Origin of the sequence: Streptomyces sp. NPDC048338, assembly GCF_043201055.1 — a bacterium.
In the GTDB taxonomy this organism is placed as follows: domain Bacteria; phylum Actinomycetota; class Actinomycetes; order Streptomycetales; family Streptomycetaceae; genus Streptomyces.
Genome location: NZ_JBICYQ010000011.1, coordinates 229,565 through 247,286 on the forward strand (window position 1 = coordinate 229,565; position 17,722 = coordinate 247,286).

A 17,722-nucleotide genomic window follows, 5' to 3' on the forward strand; every position below is an offset into this window, starting at 1 on the left:
CCGTGACCAGTCGGGCCCCCATGGAACCCCTCGCCGCCGCCCTGCTCGACATCGACGGGGTGCTCACCGTGTCCTGGAAGCCGCTCCCCGGTGCCGTCCGGGCCGTGCGCTCGCTGCGGGACCGCGGCCTTCCGCTCGCGCTCGTCACCAACAACACCTCGCGGACCCGTGCCTCGATCGCCGGAAGGCTCGCGGCCGAAGGCTTCCCCGTCACCGCCGACGACGTCCTGACCGCACCCGCCGCCACGGCCTCGTACCTGCGGGACCATCACCCGGGCGCGCGCTGTCTGCTCCTCACCACCGGGGACGTCCGCGACGACCTCGACGGCGTGACGCTGGTCGGCGAGGACGACCCGGCGCCCGAGGTGGTCGTCCTCGGGGGCGCCGGCGACGCTTTCGCCTACCCGGCGCTGAACCGGGTGTTCCGCCTGCTCCAGGACGGTGCGCACCTCGTCGCCATGCACCGCAACCTGTACTGGCGCACCTCCGGCGGTCTCGACCTCGACACCGGGGCCTATCTGCTCGGGCTCGAACGCGCCGCCCGGGTGGAGGCGGTCGTCACCGGCAAGCCCTCCGCCGCCTTCTTCGCGGCCGCCCTCGCCCATCTGGAGGTCCCCGCCGCCCAGGCGCTCATGGTGGGCGACGACATCGTCTCGGACGTCCTCGCCGCCCAGCGGGACGGGATCACCGGCGTCCTCGTCAGGACCGGCAAGTACTCGCCCGAGACCCATCGTTCGGCCGACGGGACACCGGACCACGTGCTCGACTCCGTCGCCGACCTGCCGGCCCTGGTCGAACGACTCGCCCGGGACAGCCCTTAGGGGGTGTCTTGTCGATCAGGCCGGATCGGCGAGCGGTGTCCTGGGGCTTCGGACAGGACCCGTCCCGGTCGTGAGGCGGCAGGGTCGCTTCCGGACGGCCGGGCGGGCGGCCGTAGGGACGGTGATCCACGGGGTGGGTGTGGCGCGTGCGTTGAATGGGGCTAGTGGCGAGTGAGCTGGGTGTGGCGAGAGCAGTTGCGTGGTGCCAGTGTGACGGACGGTGGCCGGCCGGTTCGGAATTGTCCGCGGCGTGACGTAGAAACGTGAAGTGGGGGAACCGCTGACAGGTCGAAGGGGACGGGTCGTGCAGACACACGCGGGGCGGGGGTGCGTCGACCGCGCGCCCTTCGTCGGGCGGCGGGCGGAGCTGGACCGGCTCGGCGCTCTCCTGGACCGGATCGACACCGGGGGGCCGGCCGCCGCCCGCGTCACGGCTGTCGACCTCACGGGCGAGGCCGGGGCGGGCAAGAGCCGGCTGCTCACCGAGTTCGCGGCGCGGGCGCGCGCCCGCGGCCTGACCGTCCTGCGCGGCCGCGCCGTCGACGACGGGCACGCGGGCCCCTTCCAGGTCTTCACCGACGCCCTCGGCGACCTCGACCACACCCACGAGGACGACTCCGCCTCCGGCCTCGGCGCCCTGCTCGGTGCCGGTGCCGGTGCCGCCGCCGGTGCGGGTGGTGCGGGAAGCGGCATCACGTTCGGACCGGGCGACTCCGCCGGCGTCGCCGGACGGTCCTCGCTCCTGCGCCGCGCCGCGGCGGCGCTCGGCCGGGTCCCCGGTCCCGGCCTGGTCCTCCTCCTCGACGACCTGCACGGAGCCGACGCGTTCTCCCTGGAGCTCCTCGACCACCTCCTCAGACACCCGGTGCGAACCCCGTTCCTGCTCGTCGCGGCCCGGCGCGAGCGGCAGACCCCGCCGGACCTCGCCGCCGCCCTGGCCCGCGGCATCGACACGGGCGCGGTCACCCGCCTCACCCTCGGACCGCTGGACCTCCGCGACTGCGTCGAGCTGGCACCCGGCCTCCCGGTCCGGCAGGCCGAGGAGGCGTACACCGCGAGCCAGGGCAGCCCGTTGTACTTCCTGGCCCTCGCCCATGCCCGCAGCTGCGCGGGCACCACGGGACCCGAGGCACACCTGCTCGGCGAACTGGCGCAGCTGCCGCCCCTGCAGCGCGCCGTCGTCGAGGCCGTGGCGGTCCTCGGCGACCAGGCGACCCCCGAACTGGTCCGGGCGGTCACGGCCGCCGGCGCCGACGACCTCGCCGAGGCCCTGCGCCAGGCCGCGCGCCGCGATCTCGTGCGCCCCGACGGGGGCGGTCACCGCCTGCTCCCGCGGCACCCCGTCATGCCGCGGCTGGTGCGACGTGCCATGGACCCCTGGCGGCGCCAGGAGTTCCACCGCCGGGCGGCGGCCGAACTCGCCCTGGCCGGGGCCGCACCGGCCGAGCAGGCGCGCCACCGGGAGCACGCGATGACCCGCTGGGACCCGGAGGGCGCCGCCGTTCTGGTCAGCGCCGCCGCGGAGACGGAGGCCACCGCCCCGGGGCGCGCCGCCCGCTGGCTGGACGTGGTCCTCCGACTCCTTCCCGATACCTGCGAACACCGCGGCACCCGGCGGGAGTTGACGCTTCTGCGGGCACGGGCGCTCGGCGCCGCCGGGCGGGTGGAGGAGAGCCGCGACCTGCTCCACCGGCTCATCGACGGCGGTCCGCCCGCGGGCGGCGGCGAGACGGACCGCCGACGGGACGACGGGGCGGACTGCCGGCAGCACGACCTGACCGGTGGCGCCCGCGACGACGTGCCCCGCGCCCGCGCAGGCGACGACGCAGGCGGGGACGACGGCGGGGACGACCTGCGGATCTCGGCCGTCCTGCTCTGCGCCTTCATGGAACGCCACCTCGGCCGCTACCCCGAGGCCGACGCCCTGCTCCGCCGCGAACTGGAACGCGTGCCCGGCCCCCGGCCCGCCCGGCGCCTCGGGCTCGTCGTCGAATGGGGCTGCCGCGCCCTCTTCGCCACCCGCTACCCCGAGGTCCGCGACGAGGTGGCGCGCGTGCTGGCCGACGCCCGGAGGCGCGGCGACGAGCCGGGCGCGGTGGAGGCGCTGACGCTGGCCGCCCTGGGCGAGGCCTACGAGGGCGACGTCCCCGCGGCCCGCTCCCACGCCGACGAGGCGGCGGCGCTGGTCGACGTGCTGACCGACGGCGCGCTGGCGGCCCACTGCGAGTCGCTGGTCCGACTCGGCTGGAGCGAGGTCTTCCTCGACCGCTACGCCGACGCGGAGCGCCACAGCGCGCGGGGCATCGCCATCGCCCGGCGCGGCGGCCGGCCCTTCGCCCTCTCGCAGCTCCTCATGTGCGCGGCGTACGTCCGCTTCACCACCGGCCGGGTCGCGGCGGCCGTGGAGCTCGCCGACGAGTCCCTGGCGGTCGCCCAGACGCTGGGCGGGGCGGAGCTGCTCGGCTTCACCCGGGCGACCCGGGCCGCGATCCTGCTGCACGCCCGGCCGCTGGGTGATCCGGCCGGGCCGGCGGCGGCCGAGGAGGCCGCCGCCACCGTGAGCGGCGCCGAGGGCTGGTGGGCGATCCAGGCGCGCTCGCTGCTCGCCTACGCCATTCCCGCGGGCGAGGACCCCCACCGGGTCCGGGACGTCCTGACACGTGCCGGAGGCGGCCGGGACCTGCCCCGGATCCAGTCCTCCGTCCGGCCGAGCCTGCTGGAACTCCTGGTGGCCGCCGACCTGGTCGCCGGCGATCCGGCCGAGGCCGAGCGGGGTGCGGCCCGCGCGACCGCACTCGCGGAGCGGCTCGATCTCCCGGTCCAGCGCGGGGCGGCCCTGCGCGGCCTCGGCCGGCTGCAGGCGCACCGGGGGGACCCGGCCGCGGCGGCCCGCTCCTTCGCGGAGGCGGCGCGGCTCAGCGCGCGCTCCGGCGCGACCCTGCGGGAGGCGCAGAGCCTGCTGCTCGGCGCCCCGTTCACGCGGGCGGCGGGCGACGGACCCGGGGCGGTCTCGATGTGGCGCCGGGGCCGCCGGCTCGCCGTGGACGGCGGCGCGCGGATGCTCGCCGACCTGGCCGAGCGGCTGCGCCCGGCGGTCTTCGAGCCCGCGCCGGCGGGACCGGCCGGCCCGCGTCCCCCCGCGGCGGGCGGTGCGCCCGCCCGGGACGACCGGCTGGCCCGTCTGACCCCGCGTGAGCGGGAGATCTCCGCGCTGGTGGCGGAAGGGCTCACCAACCAGGCGGTGGCCGACCGGCTGGGCTTGAGCCCCCGGACGGTCGAGAGCCACGTCGCCCGCGTCTACCGCAAGACCGGGGTGGTGACGCGGGCGGCACTCGCCTCCCTGGTCGTGCGGGGCGGCCTGGCCGACGGCGACGGCCCGCCGCCGGGCAGGACCGGTCAGTCCTCCTGCGGGTAGGCGGCGATGACCTTGCCCTTGGGGTCCGCCTTCAGATAGCCGGAGCCGTAGTCGTCGGAGAGGTAGACGCTCATCCCCGGGCCCGTCTTGAAGATGGTGGACGGCGTGTTCACCACGAGGTAGCGGCTGGTGGGGTTCTTGACCCCGAGCTCCTTGTCCGCCCGCTTCATCAGCGCCGGGACGGCGTCCCAGTCGAAGTCGGCGAGATCGACCGCCACGGTGCCCGACATGACCGTGCCGCCCGAGCCCTCCTTCACGGCGACGTCCCCGCCGCGGTAGCTGAACGAGTCGTACCGCTTGGTGCTGCCGTCGACCAGCGCCTCGGCGAGCACGTACTCCGGGTACACCACGAAGCGGGTGACCTTCGTGCCGCCCATGACGGGCTTCAGCTTGGCCACGGCGTCCTTGATGCCCTCGGCCGTGAGCAGGTCGGTCTTCACCGGATCGTCGTCGGCCGCGTCCACGGGGGTGTCCGCCGACGCGTCCGACGACGGCGTGGCGGAGGAGGACGGCCCCGTGGCCGAGGTGGTGGGGCCGCCGTCCTTGGCCTCGTCGCCGGTCCCCTTCCGCTCGTCCCAGTTCAGGTAGCCGATCGGCAGGGCCACCGCGAGCAGCACGGCGAGGGCAGCGCCGACCAGGCGGCCGGTCCGCCGCCGGCCCCCGGACACCGTGGCGGTGGGCGCGGAGGAGGGGAAGGGCGGCGGCGTCGGCGCGGCCGGCCCCCCGTGGACCGGGAACGGCGACGGCGTCGCATTCCCGGCCGGGCCCGTGAAGGAGCCCTGGACCGGGGCCTGGCCCGCGGCGGGCGGCGCCAGATGGAACGACGTGTGCGCCCCGGACCGCGGGTCCCCGGCCGCGGGCACGGCGTCGGCCGGCCGGCCGGCCGACCTCGGGTCGACCGGACCGCCCCCGCCCCCTGCCGAGCCCGTCGCACCGGCCCCCTGACCGGTCGGTGCGACGGGCTCGGCGACGGCGGCCAGCGCGAGGTCGAGCGCCTCGGCGTCCGGGCGCGCCGCCGGATCACGGACGAGCAGGGTGGCCAGTACGGCGCCGAGCGGGCCGGCCTGGCGGGGCGGTGGCACATCGTCGGAGAGGACGGCCGCCAGGGTCGCGAGCGTGTTGGCGCGGCGCAGCGGATGCCGGCCCTCCACCGCCACGTACAGGAGCATGCCGAGGGACCACAGGTCGCCGGCCGAACCGCCGACGCCGCCCCGGACCCGCTCGGGCGCCATGTAGTCGGGCGAGCCGATGACGGAGCCCGTGGCCGTGAGGCTGGTGGACTCGCGTACCGCGGCGATCCCGAAGTCCGTGAGCACCGGCCGCCCGTCGGGGCGCATCAGGACGTTCGCCGGCTTCACGTCCCGGTGCTCGATGCCGCGCGCGTGGGCCGCCCGCAGCGCCGACAGCAGGTCGCGGCCGAGGCGGGCCGCGTCGGCCGGAGCCATCGTGCCGCGCTCCAGCCGGTCGTGCAGCGAGCCGCCGGTCACCAGCTCCATCACGAGCCAGGGGTACGTGCCCTCCCCGCCGTCCACGATGTGGTGGATCGTCACGACGTTCGGATGGTCGACCTGGGCCAGCGCCCGGGCCTCGCGCAGGACCCGCTCGCGCAGCGTCCGGGCGGCCTCCGGCTCGTACTCGGCCATCGCCGGGTCCGGCGGCCGGACCTCCTTCAGCGCCACCTCCCGGTGCAATGCCAGGTCACGGGCGCGCCACACCGTTCCCATGCCGCCCCCGCCGAGCCGCTCCACCAGCTCGAAGCGACCGTCGATCACTCTGCTCACGTACTCTCCCGCGTCCTGTCACCGGCGTTCGCGGCCGTGGCCCGCCGATGGTCCTGCGTGCATGCCCGCAGCCGTTCGAGCTTGGCGCGCAGGTCCGTGGCTCCGGACTCCGTCGCGGACCCGCCCCCCGGACCGGGTGTGGCGCCGAGCCCCCCGGCCCGTACCCCGCACTGTAGGAGAAGGAGGGTGGCGGTCTGCGCGGCGGTGGTGTCCCCGGCCTCGTGGGCCTCGACCACCTGGTCGCACAGGGCTCCGAGAGCGGCCATGGCCCGGGCCTCCGGTCCCGGTCCGGCCGCGCCGGCGGCGTCCGGGGCGCAGAGCAGTGCCCGGGCGCGGGACAGCAGCGACTTGCCGTGGCTGCCGGCCAGTTCGTGCAGCTCGGCCGCCCGCGCGAAGTGCGTCTCGGCGCAGTGGCCGGCGTCGCCGCGGTGGTCGAGCGCCAGGGCGTCGAGGGAGTCCGCCTCGTCGCCGGGGGAGAGCCGGCCGCCGGCGCGCGCGACGGCCGCCGCGGCCCGGCGCCACGCGGCGCCCGCATCGGGATGGCCGGCCTCGGTGAGCATCCGGGCCCGGGCGAGCAGGGTCCCCGCCGTGTCGAAGCCGGTCACCGGACGCCTCGCGATGCGCGGCGGCGGGCTTCCGTGGTGTCCTCGGCGGGGCCGGCTCCGGTGATGCTCTCGAACGCGTTCAGCGGGCCCATCCGTGTTCCTGCTCGGGGGAGACGTGCGGCGGTCGGACGGCGCCGCGCACCGGTCCCGCCGCGGAGCCTTTCACGCCCGGCGCGCGTCCACATCCGTAGAACTACGGAACTTCGCCGACCGGGCCGGCCCCCCTTCTCCCGTCCCGGCCCTGCCCGGCGACGCCGCCGGGCGTCCGCGCGGGCCACCATGCCGCCGGGCGTCCGCGCGCCCCGTCCCGGCGAAGTGAGTAGCGGTACTCATGCCGTCCACCGCCCGCGGCGGGACCATGGCCGACGGGAGCCGACCGGGCGGCTCGGAGGGGGTTGGCATGAGCAAGGCGGCAGGTGTGTTCGTGGCCGCGGGAGCCGCGGTCCTGGCACTGGTGACGGCGTACGCGGTGGGGGCCCCGCCCGCCTTGGTGCTCGGCGTCGGAGCCGCCGTCCTCGGACTGCTCTGGCTGCTGCTGCTCCTGACGGCGCCCTGGAACCTCTACTTCCGCGCCCACGCGGTGCTCGCCGAGATCGCGATCAGCCGGCGGAAGGGGCTGGAGGTCCCGAAGGAGCGCGACGCCGAAGCGGGCCGCATCGCCCGCGTGATGCTCCGCCTGGCCGTCGCGGGCCACCTGGCGACGGCCGTCGCGGTGGGCGCGGTCGCCTGGGCCAGCGGACGGGAGGCGGGCTACTGGTTCGCCGGGTTCTTCCTGCTCAGCACCTTCTTCCGGCCCGCGGGCGCCTACTTCGCCCAGCTGCGCCGGCGGCTGGGACGGCTGCTCGTGGAGGCGACCCACCCACGCGACGACGTGGTCGCCCTGCGCGGCCGGGTCGACCAGGTGGAGAACGGCGCGCGGGTCCTCGAGGACCGGACCGAGGAGCACTACCGGACCCTGGCCGAACTGCGCCGCGCGGTCGACGCGCTGGCCCTGTCCACGGACCGGCGCGCCGACGACACCGACCGTCGCATCGCCGCCATGGCGCGGGAGTTCGAGGCGACGATCGACCGCCTCACCGACAACGAGGAGATCATCGCCGGGCTCAAGGCCTTCCTGCGCCTGCTGCGCGCCACCGACGCCGTCGACGGCACGGGGCGCCCGGCCGCCACCTGACCGGTGGGGGAGCCGCCCGGGCATGTCGGTCCTGCCGGGCTCTCGGCGTGATCGACAAGCCCCCCGGAGGGCTCCTCACAGCGAGCCGGGGGCCACTGTGTGACGCGTGTTACGGACCAAGATCAGCCCGGTTGACACAGATGTAACGGGCATTTCCTACGGTCGTGGCACGAACGGTTCCACAGAGAGGCCCCCGGTGACGCCAGAGGACACGCGCAAGCCGCGCACCGGCCCCGACCAGGTGCGGACCGTCTGCTCGTACTGCGGTGTGGGCTGCGGAATGATCCTCGACATCGGCCGGGGACCCGACGGCCGCCGCACGGTCCTCAAGGCGACCGGCGACAAGGAGCACCCCGCCAACTTCGGACGCCTGTGCACCAAGGGCGCCACCACCGCCGACATGCTCGCCGCGCCCGGACGGCTGACCACCGCGCTGGTACGGGAACGCCGCGGCGAGGCCCCCGTCCCCGTCTCTGCCGACCGTGCCATCGCCGACACCGCCCGCCGCCTGCGCGCGATCGTCGACCGGCACGGTCCGGACGCCGTCGCCCTCTACGTCTCCGGCCAGATGAGCCTGGAGGCGCAGTACCTGGCCAACAAGCTGGCCAAGGGCTTCCTCGGCACGAACCAGATCGAGTCCAACTCGCGGCTGTGCATGGCGAGCGCGGGCACCGGCTACAAGCTCTCCCTCGGCGCCGACGGCCCGCCCGGCTCGTACCAGGACTTCGAGCACGCCGACCTCTTCCTCGTCATCGGCTCCAACATGGCCGACTGCCACCCGATCCTCTTCCTGCGCATGATGGAGCGGGTCAAGGCCGGGGCGAAGCTGATCGTGGTCGACCCGCGGCGCACCGCCACCGCCGCCAAGGCCGACCTCCACCTGCGGGTGAGACCGGGCACCGACCTCGCCCTCCTCAACGGGCTGCTGCACCTGCTGCACGAGAACGGACACACCGACCCGGAGTTCATCGCCGCGCACACCGAGGGCTGGGAGGCGATGCCCGCCTTCCTCGCCGACTACCCGCCCGCCACCGCGGCGGAGCTCACCGGCATCCCCGAGGAGGACATCCGCACCGCCGCCGCCTGGATCGGCGCGGCCGGGGAGTGGACCAGCTGCTGGACCATGGGCCTCAACCAGTCCACCCACGGGACCTGGAACACCAACGCCCTCGTCAACCTGCACCTGGCCACCGGCGCGATCTGCCGCCCCGGCTCGGGCCCCTTCTCCCTGACCGGCCAGCCCAACGCCATGGGCGGGCGAGAGATGGGCTACATGGGCCCGGGGCTCCCCGGTCAGCGCTCGGTCCTGGTCGCCGAGGACCGGGCCTTCACCGAGGAACTCTGGGACCTCGCGCCCGGCACGCTCCGCGAGGACGGCTCCGGCCGCGGCACCGTCGACCTCTTCCGGCGCATGGCGGACGGCGAGATCAAGGCCTGTTGGATCATCTGCACCAACCCGGTCGCCTCGGTCGGCAACCGCCGCACCGTCATCGAGGGCCTGGAGGCCGCCGAACTCGTCATCGCCCAGGACGCGTTCGCCGACACCGAGACCAACGCCTACGCCGACGTGATCCTGCCCGCCGCGCTGTGGACCGAGACCGAGGGGGTACTGGTCAACAGCGAGCGCAACCTCACCCTCGCCTCCCCGGCCGTCGACCCGCCCGGCGAGGCCCTCGCCGACTGGCGGATCATCGCCCGCATCGCCCGCGCCCTGGGCCACGAGAAGGCGTTCGCCTACGAGAGCGCCGAGGAGATCTTCGAGGAGATCACTCGCGCCCGGAACCCGAAGACGGGCTACGACCTGACCGGCGTCACGTACGAGCGGCTGCGGGACACCCCCGTGCAGTGGCCGGCCGCGCCGGGCGGCCCCGACCGCAACCCGATCCGCTACCTGGACGCGGACGGCGCGGGCCCGGTCTTCCCCACGCCGAGCGGCCGGGCCGTCTTCCACGCCCGCCCTCACCTCGACCCGGCCGAGATGCCCGACGACGACCACCCCTTCGTCCTCAACACCGGCCGTCTCCAGCACCAGTGGCACACGCTCACCAAGACCGGCCGGGTCGCCAAGCTCAACCGGCTCGACCCCGCCCCGTTCGTCGAGATCCACCCCGAGGACGCCGAACGACTCGGCATCGCGGAGGGCGACGCGGTGGAGATCACCTCGCGGCGCGGGAAGGCCGTCCTGCCGGCGGTCGTCACCGACCGCGTCCTGCCGGGCTGCTGCTTCGCGCCGTTCCACTGGAACGACCTGTTCGGTGAGTACCTCAGCGTCAACGCCGTCACCAACGACGCCGTCGATCCGCTCTCCTTCCAGCCCGAACTGAAGGTGTGCGCGGTGGCCCTGACCAAGACGGCCGCGCCGGGACCGGGACCCCGGCCGGCGGCGGCGCCCGGTACGGCCGCACCCGGCGGGCCACCGGTGCCCGCCGTCGTCCCCGTCGTCCTGCCCCGGGCGGCCCCTCCCGGTGTGTCCGCGGCCTTCGGGCTCGAACCCTCCCCGCCGCCCGTCCTCAGCGCGGAGGAACGGCAGTATCTCGTCGGCTTCCTCGCCGGTCTGGAGGCCGGCGCCCCGGGCGTCCCCGTCCTGCCGCCCGGCGCGCCCTTCCGCGAGGAGCACGCCCGCTGGGTCGACGGCGTCCTCGCCGGCCTGTACTCGCGCGCCCCCCGGGCCGTCCCCGCCGGGCCGGGCACGGCCGCCCCGGCCTCCGCCCGCGAGATCGTCGTCCTGTGGGCCTCGCAGACCGGGAACGCCGAGGACTTCGCCGCGGCCACCGCCGACCGGCTCGTGGCGGCCGGGCACCGGGCCGCCCTCGCCGGCATGGACGAGACGGACCCGTCCGCCCTGCCGCCGGCGGCCGACCTGCTGCTGATCACCAGCACCTTCGGCGACGGCGACGCCCCCGACAACGGCTCCGGCTTCTGGGACGCCCTCGCCGGCCCGGACACCCCGCGCCTCGACGGACGGCGGTATGCCGTGCTCGCCTTCGGGGACTCGTCGTACGACGACTTCTGCGGCCACGGACGGCGCCTCGACCAGCGCCTCGACGAGCTCGGGGCCGTACGCCTCGCGCCGCGGACCGACTGCGAACCCGACTACGAGCCCTCCGCCGAGGCGTGGCTCGACCAGGTCCTGACCAGCCTCACCGGCCTCACCGACGAGCCGCCGCGGACCGTGCCCGCGCCCGTACCGGGCCCCGTCCCCGTCGCGCCGCGCAGGTCCAAGCCCGTCGCCACCCCCGCCCGCCTCGTCGGCAACCGGCTGCTCAGCCGGCCCGGCGCAGGCAAGGAGGTCCGCCGCTTCACCTTCGACACGAGCGAGAGCGGCACCCCCCTCGGCTACGAGGCGGGGGACGCCCTCGGGGTCCAGCCCGTCAACTGCCCCGGGCTCGTCGCCGAGTGGCTGGCCGTCACCGGACTCGACGCCGGAGCCACGGTCGAACTCCCGGGGCTGGACCCCGTCCCGCTGGGCGAGGCCCTGCACCGCCACCTCGACATCACCCGCCTCACCCCCGCCCTGCTCGGATTCGTCACCGAACGGACCGAGGACCGCGACCTCAAGCGCCTGCTGCGCCCGGACAACAAGGACGGCCTCGCCCAGTGGTCCTGGGGCCGGCAGGCCGTCGACGTGATCGCCGAGCATCCCGTACGGGCCGCGGCGCAGGAGTGGGCCGACGTGCTCGGCCGCCTCCAGCCGCGTCTGTACTCGATATCCTCCAGCCCGCTCACGGACCCGCACCGCGTCTCCCTGACGGTCTCCGTGGTCCGCTACGAGAACCTCCGCGGCAGGCCCCGAAAGGGCGTCTGCTCCCCCTACCTGGCCGACGCCGAGCCGGACGCCGTGGTCCCGGTCTTCGTGCGCCGGGCCGCGCACTTCCGGCCCCCGGCCGACCCCGGCACCCCGATGGTGATGATCGGGCCGGGCACGGGCGTGGCCCCCTTCCTCGGCTTCCTGGAGGAGCGCCGCGCCCTCGGCCACCGGGCGCCGAACTGGCTCTTCTTCGGTGAGCAGCACCGCGCGACCGACTTCCTCTACGAGGAGGAGCTCACCGCCTTCCTCGCCGACGGCACCCTGGACCGCCTCGACACCGCCTTCTCCCGGGACCAGCGCGCGAAGGTCTACGTCCAGGACCGGATGCGGGAGCACGGCCCGCAGCTGTGGTCCCGGCTCCGGTCCGGCGCCCACCTCTACGTGTGCGGCGACGCCGCGCGGATGGCGAAGGACGTCGACCGGGCGCTGCGGGACATCGCCGTCGCGCACGGCGGCCACGACGAGGAGTCGGCGGCGGCGTACGTCAAGCAGCTCGCCGCCGAGAAGCGGTACGTCCGGGACGTCTACTGAGCCTCACGCGCCCTGGGGGGTGTCTTGGCCACTCAGGCGGTGGCGCCGGCGCCCGCGGCGGTCACGGGTGCCACCGGGGACAGCTGCGGGCGCTTCGCCGTGCGCCCGTCGCCGGAGGAGCGGCCGCGCAGCCGGCGGCCCAGCCAGGGCCCCAGGAATCCGGCCGCCCAGCGGACGTCGGCCAGCGCCGCACGCGGGCCGGTCGGGGCGGGGACCTCGGACGGGGGCAGGGGCAGGCTCCAGGTGTCGTCGCTGCCGGGCAGGGCCAGGGCGTGGGCCACGGCGGCGGCGATCCGCTCGTGGCCCAGCGGGCCGGCGTGCAGCCGGTCCGCGCTCCAGATCCGCGGGTCCGTCACCACCTCGTGCCCGGTGCTCTCGGAGACGACGACGCCGTGCCGCGCCGCGGCGACGCGGATCCGGTCGTTGAGCTCCTCGATCCGCGGGCGCAGCGGCCGGGCCAGCGGCACCAGGACGGTCAGATCGGGGAAGGTGAGCGTCGCCACGCGCGTGCCGGAGCCGGTCAGCGCGGCGAACATCGCCTCCAGGTGCCCGGCCACCTCCGCCGCGTCGAACGACGGCCGGAGCATGTCGTTCACCCCGGCGACCACCGTGGCCAGATCGGGGCGGAGCGCGAGGGCCGGCGCGAGCTGCCGGGCGCGCACCTGGCCGGCGAGCAGTCCTCGGACGGCGAGGTTGGCGTACTGCACCCGGGGATCCACCACCGCGAGCCGTTCGGCGAGGCGGTCGGCGAAGCCGCGCAGGCCCACGGTGTCGTCACCGTCGCCGACACCCTCGGTCTGGCTGTCGCCGAGAGCCACGTAGCGGAGATAGGGGGAGGACTGCTCGGTGGTGGGCATGACCTCACTCTATGGTCAGCAGAGTGAGTATTCAACAAATCTACTAATCAGGGAGGGGGGTGCCGGACCGGCCGCCACGGGCCGACGACCGCCCGATCGACTCGACCAGGGGGAGCAGGCGGTGCGGAACCCGCTCCCGCAGCGCCATCTCCGTGCGCGTGCGGACGACCCCGGGCAGCTGGATCAGCTGCTGGATCACGTCCTCCAGATGGCCGTTGTCCCGCGCCACCACCCGCGTCAGCAGGTCCCCGCCGCCGGTGATCGAGAACGCCTCGACGATCTCCGGAATCGCGGCGAGCGCGTCGCCGACCTCGTCCAGGTGCCCCTGCGTCACCTCGATGTGGACGAAGGCGAGCACCGGGTGCCCGAGCGCGGCCGGCGACAGGAACGGTCCGGTGCCGGTGATCACCCCGTCCCGCTCCAGCCGGTCGACGCGGGCCTGCACGGTGCCCCGCGCCACCCCGAGGATCCGGGCGTACTCCCGCACGCTGGTGCGCGGCTGCTCCAGCAGCAGCCGCAGGATGCGCGTGTCGAGCTCGTCCACCGCCATGGTCCGATGGCCTCCTTCCGGCCGATGTCTACTCGCGCAGACTGTACCAATGGCCTACCTCAGGCCGGTCGAGTTGAGCCAGTGGCGGATGAATGTTTTCCTCGGAGCAGAGAACGTAGACGGCGCCGCGCTTGCGCCGGACCGGCGACGAGGCCGGTACCGGACCGCGGCGCCTTTCCCATGTCCGAGAGCAGCCACGAGCAGGCCCGGGCACGAGATCATGCGAAGAGGGTGTGTGTACGGCAGCGGGGGCGGGTCGACCGTCGTGAAGAAGGGCCGGGAGACCGGCGGCCGGCTGGTCAGGCTGGTGTTCGTGGCCCCGGACCCGGGGAAGGTCAGGCTGCGCGTCTCCTCGCGCGCCGTCCTCGGCGTCGGGCTCGCGGTGGCCGCGGCCGAACTCGCGGGCCTCTCCCTCACCGCCTCCCTCACCGGGGGCCTGGCCGCGCTGCTCGCGCTCTTCACCGTCGGCGACCCCACCGTCCGCCGGCAGGCCCTCACCACCGCCCTGCTGCCCGCCGCGGGCTTCCCCGTCCTCGCACTGGCCACCGCCCTGCACGGCGCGCCGCTGCTGCGCGACGCCTCCTGGCTGCTCGTCGTCTTCGCGGGGGTCTACGCCCGGCGCTGGGGCCCGCGCGGCCAGGCTCTCGGCATCTTCGCGTTCATGATGTTCTTCGTCACCCAGTTCCTGCACGCGCTGCCCGCGCAGCTGCCGGAGCTCTACGCCGCGGTGACCCTCGCGCTCCTCGTCGCCGGAGCCGTGCGCTTCGTCGCCTGGTGCATCGAGCGGCGCGTCCCGCCGCCCGCCGCGCCCGCCCCGCTGCCCGGCAGGGGCCTCGCACGGCCCACCACCCGGCAGGCCTTCCAGGCCACGGCCGCGTGCGCCGTCGCACTCGCCGCCGGACAGGTCATCTCGCACGACCGCTGGTACTGGGCCGTCGGCACCGCCTGGTGGATCTTCGTCAACACGGCCTCGCGAGGCGAGACGCTCGTCCGGGGCTTCCGGCGGGTCGTCGGCACCGTCACCGGCATCGCCGCGGGTCTCCTCGTCGCGATCCCGCTGGCGGGCGCGACCGCTCCGACCGCCGCGCTGGTCGCCGTCTGCGTCTTCGGGATCTTCTACACGGCGCCGCTCTCGTACAGCTGGATGATGTTCTTCGTCACCGTCATGGCGGGCCTGCTCTACGGCCTGCTCGGCGTGCTCCACCCCGGGCTCCTGCTGCTGCGCTTCGAGGAGACCGCGGTCGGCGCGCTCGGCGCGGCCGTCGGCGTCGCCCTGCTGCCCGTGACCACCCACGCCGCGACCAACGCATGGATCGAGCGGGCCGTGACCTGCGTGCACGAGTGCACCACGGTCGCCGCCCGCCGCCTCGCGGGGGACCCGGAGGCCGACCCCGCGCCGCTCGCCGCCGAACTCGAGCTGTTGCTCGGCCGGGCGAGGATCACGCTGGCCCCGTTGACACACCCGCTGAGCCCGCTGCGCGCCCGCAAGGCCCGCGCCCGCCGCGTCCTCGCCCTCCTGGACGACTGCGCCCGGGAGATCCGGGGGCTCTCGGCCGTGGCCGCCGACCCCGACGCCTCGCACGACGCCCGGCTCGCCGCCGCGTCCTGGCGGGTCGAGTCGGCCGTCCACGCCCTCGTGCCGCAGGTCCGGCCCGTCCGCCCGGCCTCTCCGGACTCCGCCCTCCCGTCCCACCACCCCGGCGCGGAGGCGGCCCTCGGCCACCTGTACGGCCTGGAGCGCGCCCTCGTCGACCTCGCGACCCCGCTCCGCAGCGCCCCGGACGCCCCCCTGGTCCCGGCGGCCTGACACTCCCCGGCCGCCGGGCGATCGCCCGGAGCCCCGGCCGCGGGGTGGCCGGCCCGGCGGCTCCCGGCCGGGCCCTCCGGCCCGCCCCGACCCGTCGCCCGGACCGATCCTCCGTACCGGAGCCGGTCGCCCGTCCTCCCGCCAGGACCCAGTTGGTCTAGACCGCCTGCTAACGTCAGGCCGGACTACGGAGCGGTCGACCCAGGCCGCTCGGCGGAAGGGGAGACGCCATGGGCGGCACACGCGCGCGCAATCCGGTACGGGCCTTCATCGGCTCCTTCACCTCGACGGGCGGCCGCGGCATCCTCGCCGCCGACGTCGACCCACGCACGGGCGCCCTGACCGTCACCGGATCCACCGACGCGGTCGCCGACCCGTCCTACCTCGCCCTCGCCGGCAGCACGCTCTACGCCGTGTCCGAGACCGAGGCGGGCGCGGTGGCCGCCCTCGACGTCAGCGGAGCCGCGCCGCGGCCGCTCGGCGCCCCCGTGTCCGTCCGGGGTGCCGGGCCGACCCACCTCGCCGTCGCGGCCGGGCACGTCCTCACCGCGAACTACGGCTCCGGCAGCGTCACCGCCCTCCCCGTCGCCGCCGACGGCTCCCTCGGACCGGCCGCCGACGTCGCCCGGCACGAGGGCTCGGGCCCGGTCGCCGACCGCCAGGCCGGTCCCCGCGCCCACCAGGTGCTGCCCGCCCCCGGGGGCCGCTGGGTGGCCGCCGTGGACCTCGGCACCGACTCCGTGTGGATCCACGCCCTCGACGCCGCGACCGGCGCCCTGCGGCCCCACGGCGAGACCTCCCTGCGCCCCGGCACCGGGCCGCGCCACCTCGCCTTCCACCCGGCGGGCGGCCACGCCTACGTCCTCAACGAGCTGGAGCCCACCCTCACCGTCTGCCGCTGGGACGCCGACGCGGGCGTCCTCGAACCGCTCGACGAGGTCCCCGTCCTGCCCGAGGGAGCCGCCGCGCCGAGCTACCCCTCCGAGGTCGTCGTGGCCCCCGACGGCCGCTTCGCCTGGGTGGCCGTCCGCGGCGCCGACCTGCTCGCCATCCTGGCCCTCGACCCGGACGGCGGGAGGGCGGCTCTGGTCGACACCGTGCCCTGCGGCGGCCGCTGGCCCCGTGACCTGGCCCTCGACCCCTCCGGACGCCGGCTCTACGCGGCGAACGAGCACTCCGGCGAGGTGACGTGGTTCGACCTCGACCCGGAGACGGGCGTCCCGAGCCGGGCGGGCTCCGTCGAGGCCCCCGCGGCCACCTGCGTGGTCCTCGGCTGACGGCGACCGGCCCGCGGGCCGGTCCCCGCCCACCACCGCCACCCGCCGGGCGAACCGCCCGGCGGCGCGCAGACGGGAGGGCCCGCACCGGACTCACCCGGTGCGGACCCTCCCGTACTGCTTCGCTGGCCTGCGCGCTCGGCGCGCGGGTCAGTGGCTCGGCGCCCCCTGGGCCTGCTGCGAACCGATGCCCAGCGCGGCGGTGTACTGCGAGAGCACGAGCTTGCCGATCGCCGGGTACGCACCCAGCGGCTCGGCGGCGGCGCAGCCCGCCTCCTTCGCGGCGGCGTCCAGCAGGCCGCCGGCCAGCTCGGGACCGATCAGGTACGGCGCGAGCGCCAGCTGCTCGGAACCGGAGCCGCGCAGCTGCTCGGCCACGGCGGTGATGGAGCCCTCCTGGTCCAGGGCCGCGGCGATCACGGGGACGGCCAGCCGGGCGGCCAGCAGCATGCCGGTGATGCCGGCGGCCTGCACGGCCTCCTCGCCGCCGACCGTGGCCAGCACGATGCCGTCGGCGGCGGTGGCCACCGTGAACAGGCGGGCGCGGTCGGCACGGGCCAGACCGGCCTCCGACAGGCGCACGTGCAGGGCCTCGGCGAGCAGCGGGTGCGGGCCGAGGACGTCGGTCAGCTCGGCGATGTTGCCGCTGTCCATGACGGCCTGGCGGACCCGGCGCATCAGGGCGCTGTCCGGGCCGGCGAGCAGCGGGACCACCACGGCGGCCGGGCCCTCGGGGGCGCTGACCTCGCGACCGGCGGCCAGAGCCAGCTGGTAGCGCTCGGTGCGCACGGCCGCGGTGCGCGTGAGCGCGGCCGCGAGGGAGGGGTACTCGGCGTCGTCGCCGTCGAGGTAGCCGATCACGGCTTCCAGGCCGGGCAGCTCGGAACGGGCGATGCTCACGACCTCTTCGGCCAGTGAGCGTATGGCGGGCGAGGGCTCGCCGGGGACGGCGAGAACGAGTGCGGGAGCGCCCTCGGGCGCCGCCGCGGGTTCGGGGCGGCGGTGCCGTCCGGTCTGGCGGGGTCGCGGCATTCGTACAGGCAGGCCGGAAGCAGGCCCAGTGGGGGAGCTCATGGCGCCGCATGCTACTGGTTTT

At 75.9% G+C, this 17,722-nt stretch carries 11 protein-coding genes; 6 read left to right on the forward strand and 5 right to left on the reverse strand.

Annotated features, from left to right (window positions below; genetic code table 11):
- Window positions 1-20 precede the first annotated feature (20 nt).
- Both ACGFZF_RS25610 and ACGFZF_RS25615 read left to right on the forward strand, forming a co-directional pair.
- On the forward strand, window positions 21-821 hold the full coding sequence (locus ACGFZF_RS25610) for an HAD-IIA family hydrolase (RefSeq protein WP_393557873.1): 801 nt from the start codon (window positions 21-23) through the stop codon (window positions 819-821).
- A 304-nt stretch (window positions 822-1,125) separates the two neighbouring features.
- Window positions 1,126-4,236 carry an AAA family ATPase gene (locus ACGFZF_RS25615; RefSeq protein WP_393557685.1) on the forward strand — a complete coding sequence of 1,037 codons (3,111 nt, stop codon included), beginning with the start codon at window positions 1,126-1,128 and terminating at the stop codon, window positions 4,234-4,236.
- On the opposite strand, the gene ACGFZF_RS25620 is transcribed toward ACGFZF_RS25615, so the two are convergent.
- Together ACGFZF_RS25620 and ACGFZF_RS25625 are read right to left on the reverse strand one after the other, a co-directional pair.
- Window positions 4,218-5,960 carry a serine/threonine-protein kinase gene (locus ACGFZF_RS25620; RefSeq protein ID WP_393557875.1) on the reverse strand — a complete coding sequence of 581 codons (1,743 nt, stop codon included), beginning with the start codon at window positions 5,958-5,960 and terminating at the stop codon, window positions 4,218-4,220. The two genes, ACGFZF_RS25615 and ACGFZF_RS25620, sit on opposite strands and share 19 nt — an antisense overlap.
- Before the next feature lie 53 nt (window positions 5,961-6,013).
- Window positions 6,014-6,622, reverse strand: coding sequence for a hypothetical protein (locus ACGFZF_RS25625; protein WP_393557687.1), 609 nt, complete (start codon window positions 6,620-6,622; stop codon window positions 6,014-6,016).
- A 400-nt stretch (window positions 6,623-7,022) separates the two neighbouring features.
- Here ACGFZF_RS25625 and ACGFZF_RS25630 point away from each other — a divergent pair, with 400 nt between their 5' ends.
- Complete coding sequence (locus ACGFZF_RS25630) at window positions 7,023-7,796, forward strand: hypothetical protein (RefSeq protein ID WP_393557689.1); 774 nt, start codon at window positions 7,023-7,025, stop codon at window positions 7,794-7,796.
- Window positions 7,797-7,992: 196 nt separating this feature from the next.
- Window positions 7,993-12,135 carry a molybdopterin-dependent oxidoreductase gene (locus ACGFZF_RS25635; protein ID WP_393557691.1) on the forward strand — a complete coding sequence of 1,381 codons (4,143 nt, stop codon included), beginning with the start codon at window positions 7,993-7,995 and terminating at the stop codon, window positions 12,133-12,135.
- 32 nt (window positions 12,136-12,167) lie between these two features.
- Here ACGFZF_RS25635 and ACGFZF_RS25640 read toward each other — a convergent pair whose 3' ends face one another.
- Window positions 12,168-12,992, reverse strand: a complete 825-nt coding sequence (locus tag ACGFZF_RS25640; protein ID WP_393557692.1) for an SGNH/GDSL hydrolase family protein — start codon at window positions 12,990-12,992, stop codon at window positions 12,168-12,170.
- 43 nt (window positions 12,993-13,035) lie between these two features.
- A complete protein-coding gene (locus tag ACGFZF_RS25645) occupies window positions 13,036-13,542 on the reverse strand; it encodes an Lrp/AsnC family transcriptional regulator (protein ID WP_393557694.1) in 507 nt (168 codons plus the stop codon).
- Between the two features lie 307 nt (window positions 13,543-13,849).
- On the opposite strand from ACGFZF_RS25645, the gene ACGFZF_RS25650 reads away from it, so the two are divergent.
- Together ACGFZF_RS25650 and ACGFZF_RS25655 are read left to right on the forward strand one after the other, a co-directional pair.
- Window positions 13,850-15,349, forward strand: coding sequence for an FUSC family protein (locus tag ACGFZF_RS25650; protein WP_393557877.1), 1,500 nt, complete (start codon window positions 13,850-13,852; stop codon window positions 15,347-15,349).
- 230 nt (window positions 15,350-15,579) lie between these two features.
- Entirely contained in the window at window positions 15,580-16,626 is a 1,047-nt protein-coding gene (locus tag ACGFZF_RS25655) for a lactonase family protein (protein ID WP_393557696.1), read from the forward strand.
- A gap of 150 nt (window positions 16,627-16,776) precedes the next feature.
- Here ACGFZF_RS25655 and ACGFZF_RS25660 read toward each other — a convergent pair whose 3' ends face one another.
- Complete coding sequence (locus ACGFZF_RS25660) at window positions 16,777-17,700, reverse strand: sirohydrochlorin chelatase (protein ID WP_393557698.1); 924 nt, start codon at window positions 17,698-17,700, stop codon at window positions 16,777-16,779.
- Window positions 17,701-17,722 lie beyond the last annotated feature (22 nt).

Coding starts and splice junctions, on each gene's coding strand:
- ACGFZF_RS25610 (WP_393557873.1), top strand. CDS start 21: ATGGAACCCCTCGCCGCCGCCCTGCTCGACATCGACGGGGTGCTCACC.
- ACGFZF_RS25620 (WP_393557875.1), bottom strand. CDS start 5,960: ATGGGAACGGTGTGGCGCGCCCGTGACCTGGCATTGCACCGGGAGGTG.
- ACGFZF_RS25630 (WP_393557689.1), top strand. CDS start 7,023: ATGAGCAAGGCGGCAGGTGTGTTCGTGGCCGCGGGAGCCGCGGTCCTG.
- ACGFZF_RS25640 (WP_393557692.1), bottom strand. CDS start 12,992: ATGCCCACCACCGAGCAGTCCTCCCCCTATCTCCGCTACGTGGCTCTC.
- ACGFZF_RS25645 (WP_393557694.1), bottom strand. CDS start 13,542: ATGGCGGTGGACGAGCTCGACACGCGCATCCTGCGGCTGCTGCTGGAG.
- ACGFZF_RS25655 (WP_393557696.1), top strand. CDS start 15,580: ATGGGCGGCACACGCGCGCGCAATCCGGTACGGGCCTTCATCGGCTCC.
- ACGFZF_RS25660 (WP_393557698.1), bottom strand. CDS start 17,700: ATGAGCTCCCCCACTGGGCCTGCTTCCGGCCTGCCTGTACGAATGCCG.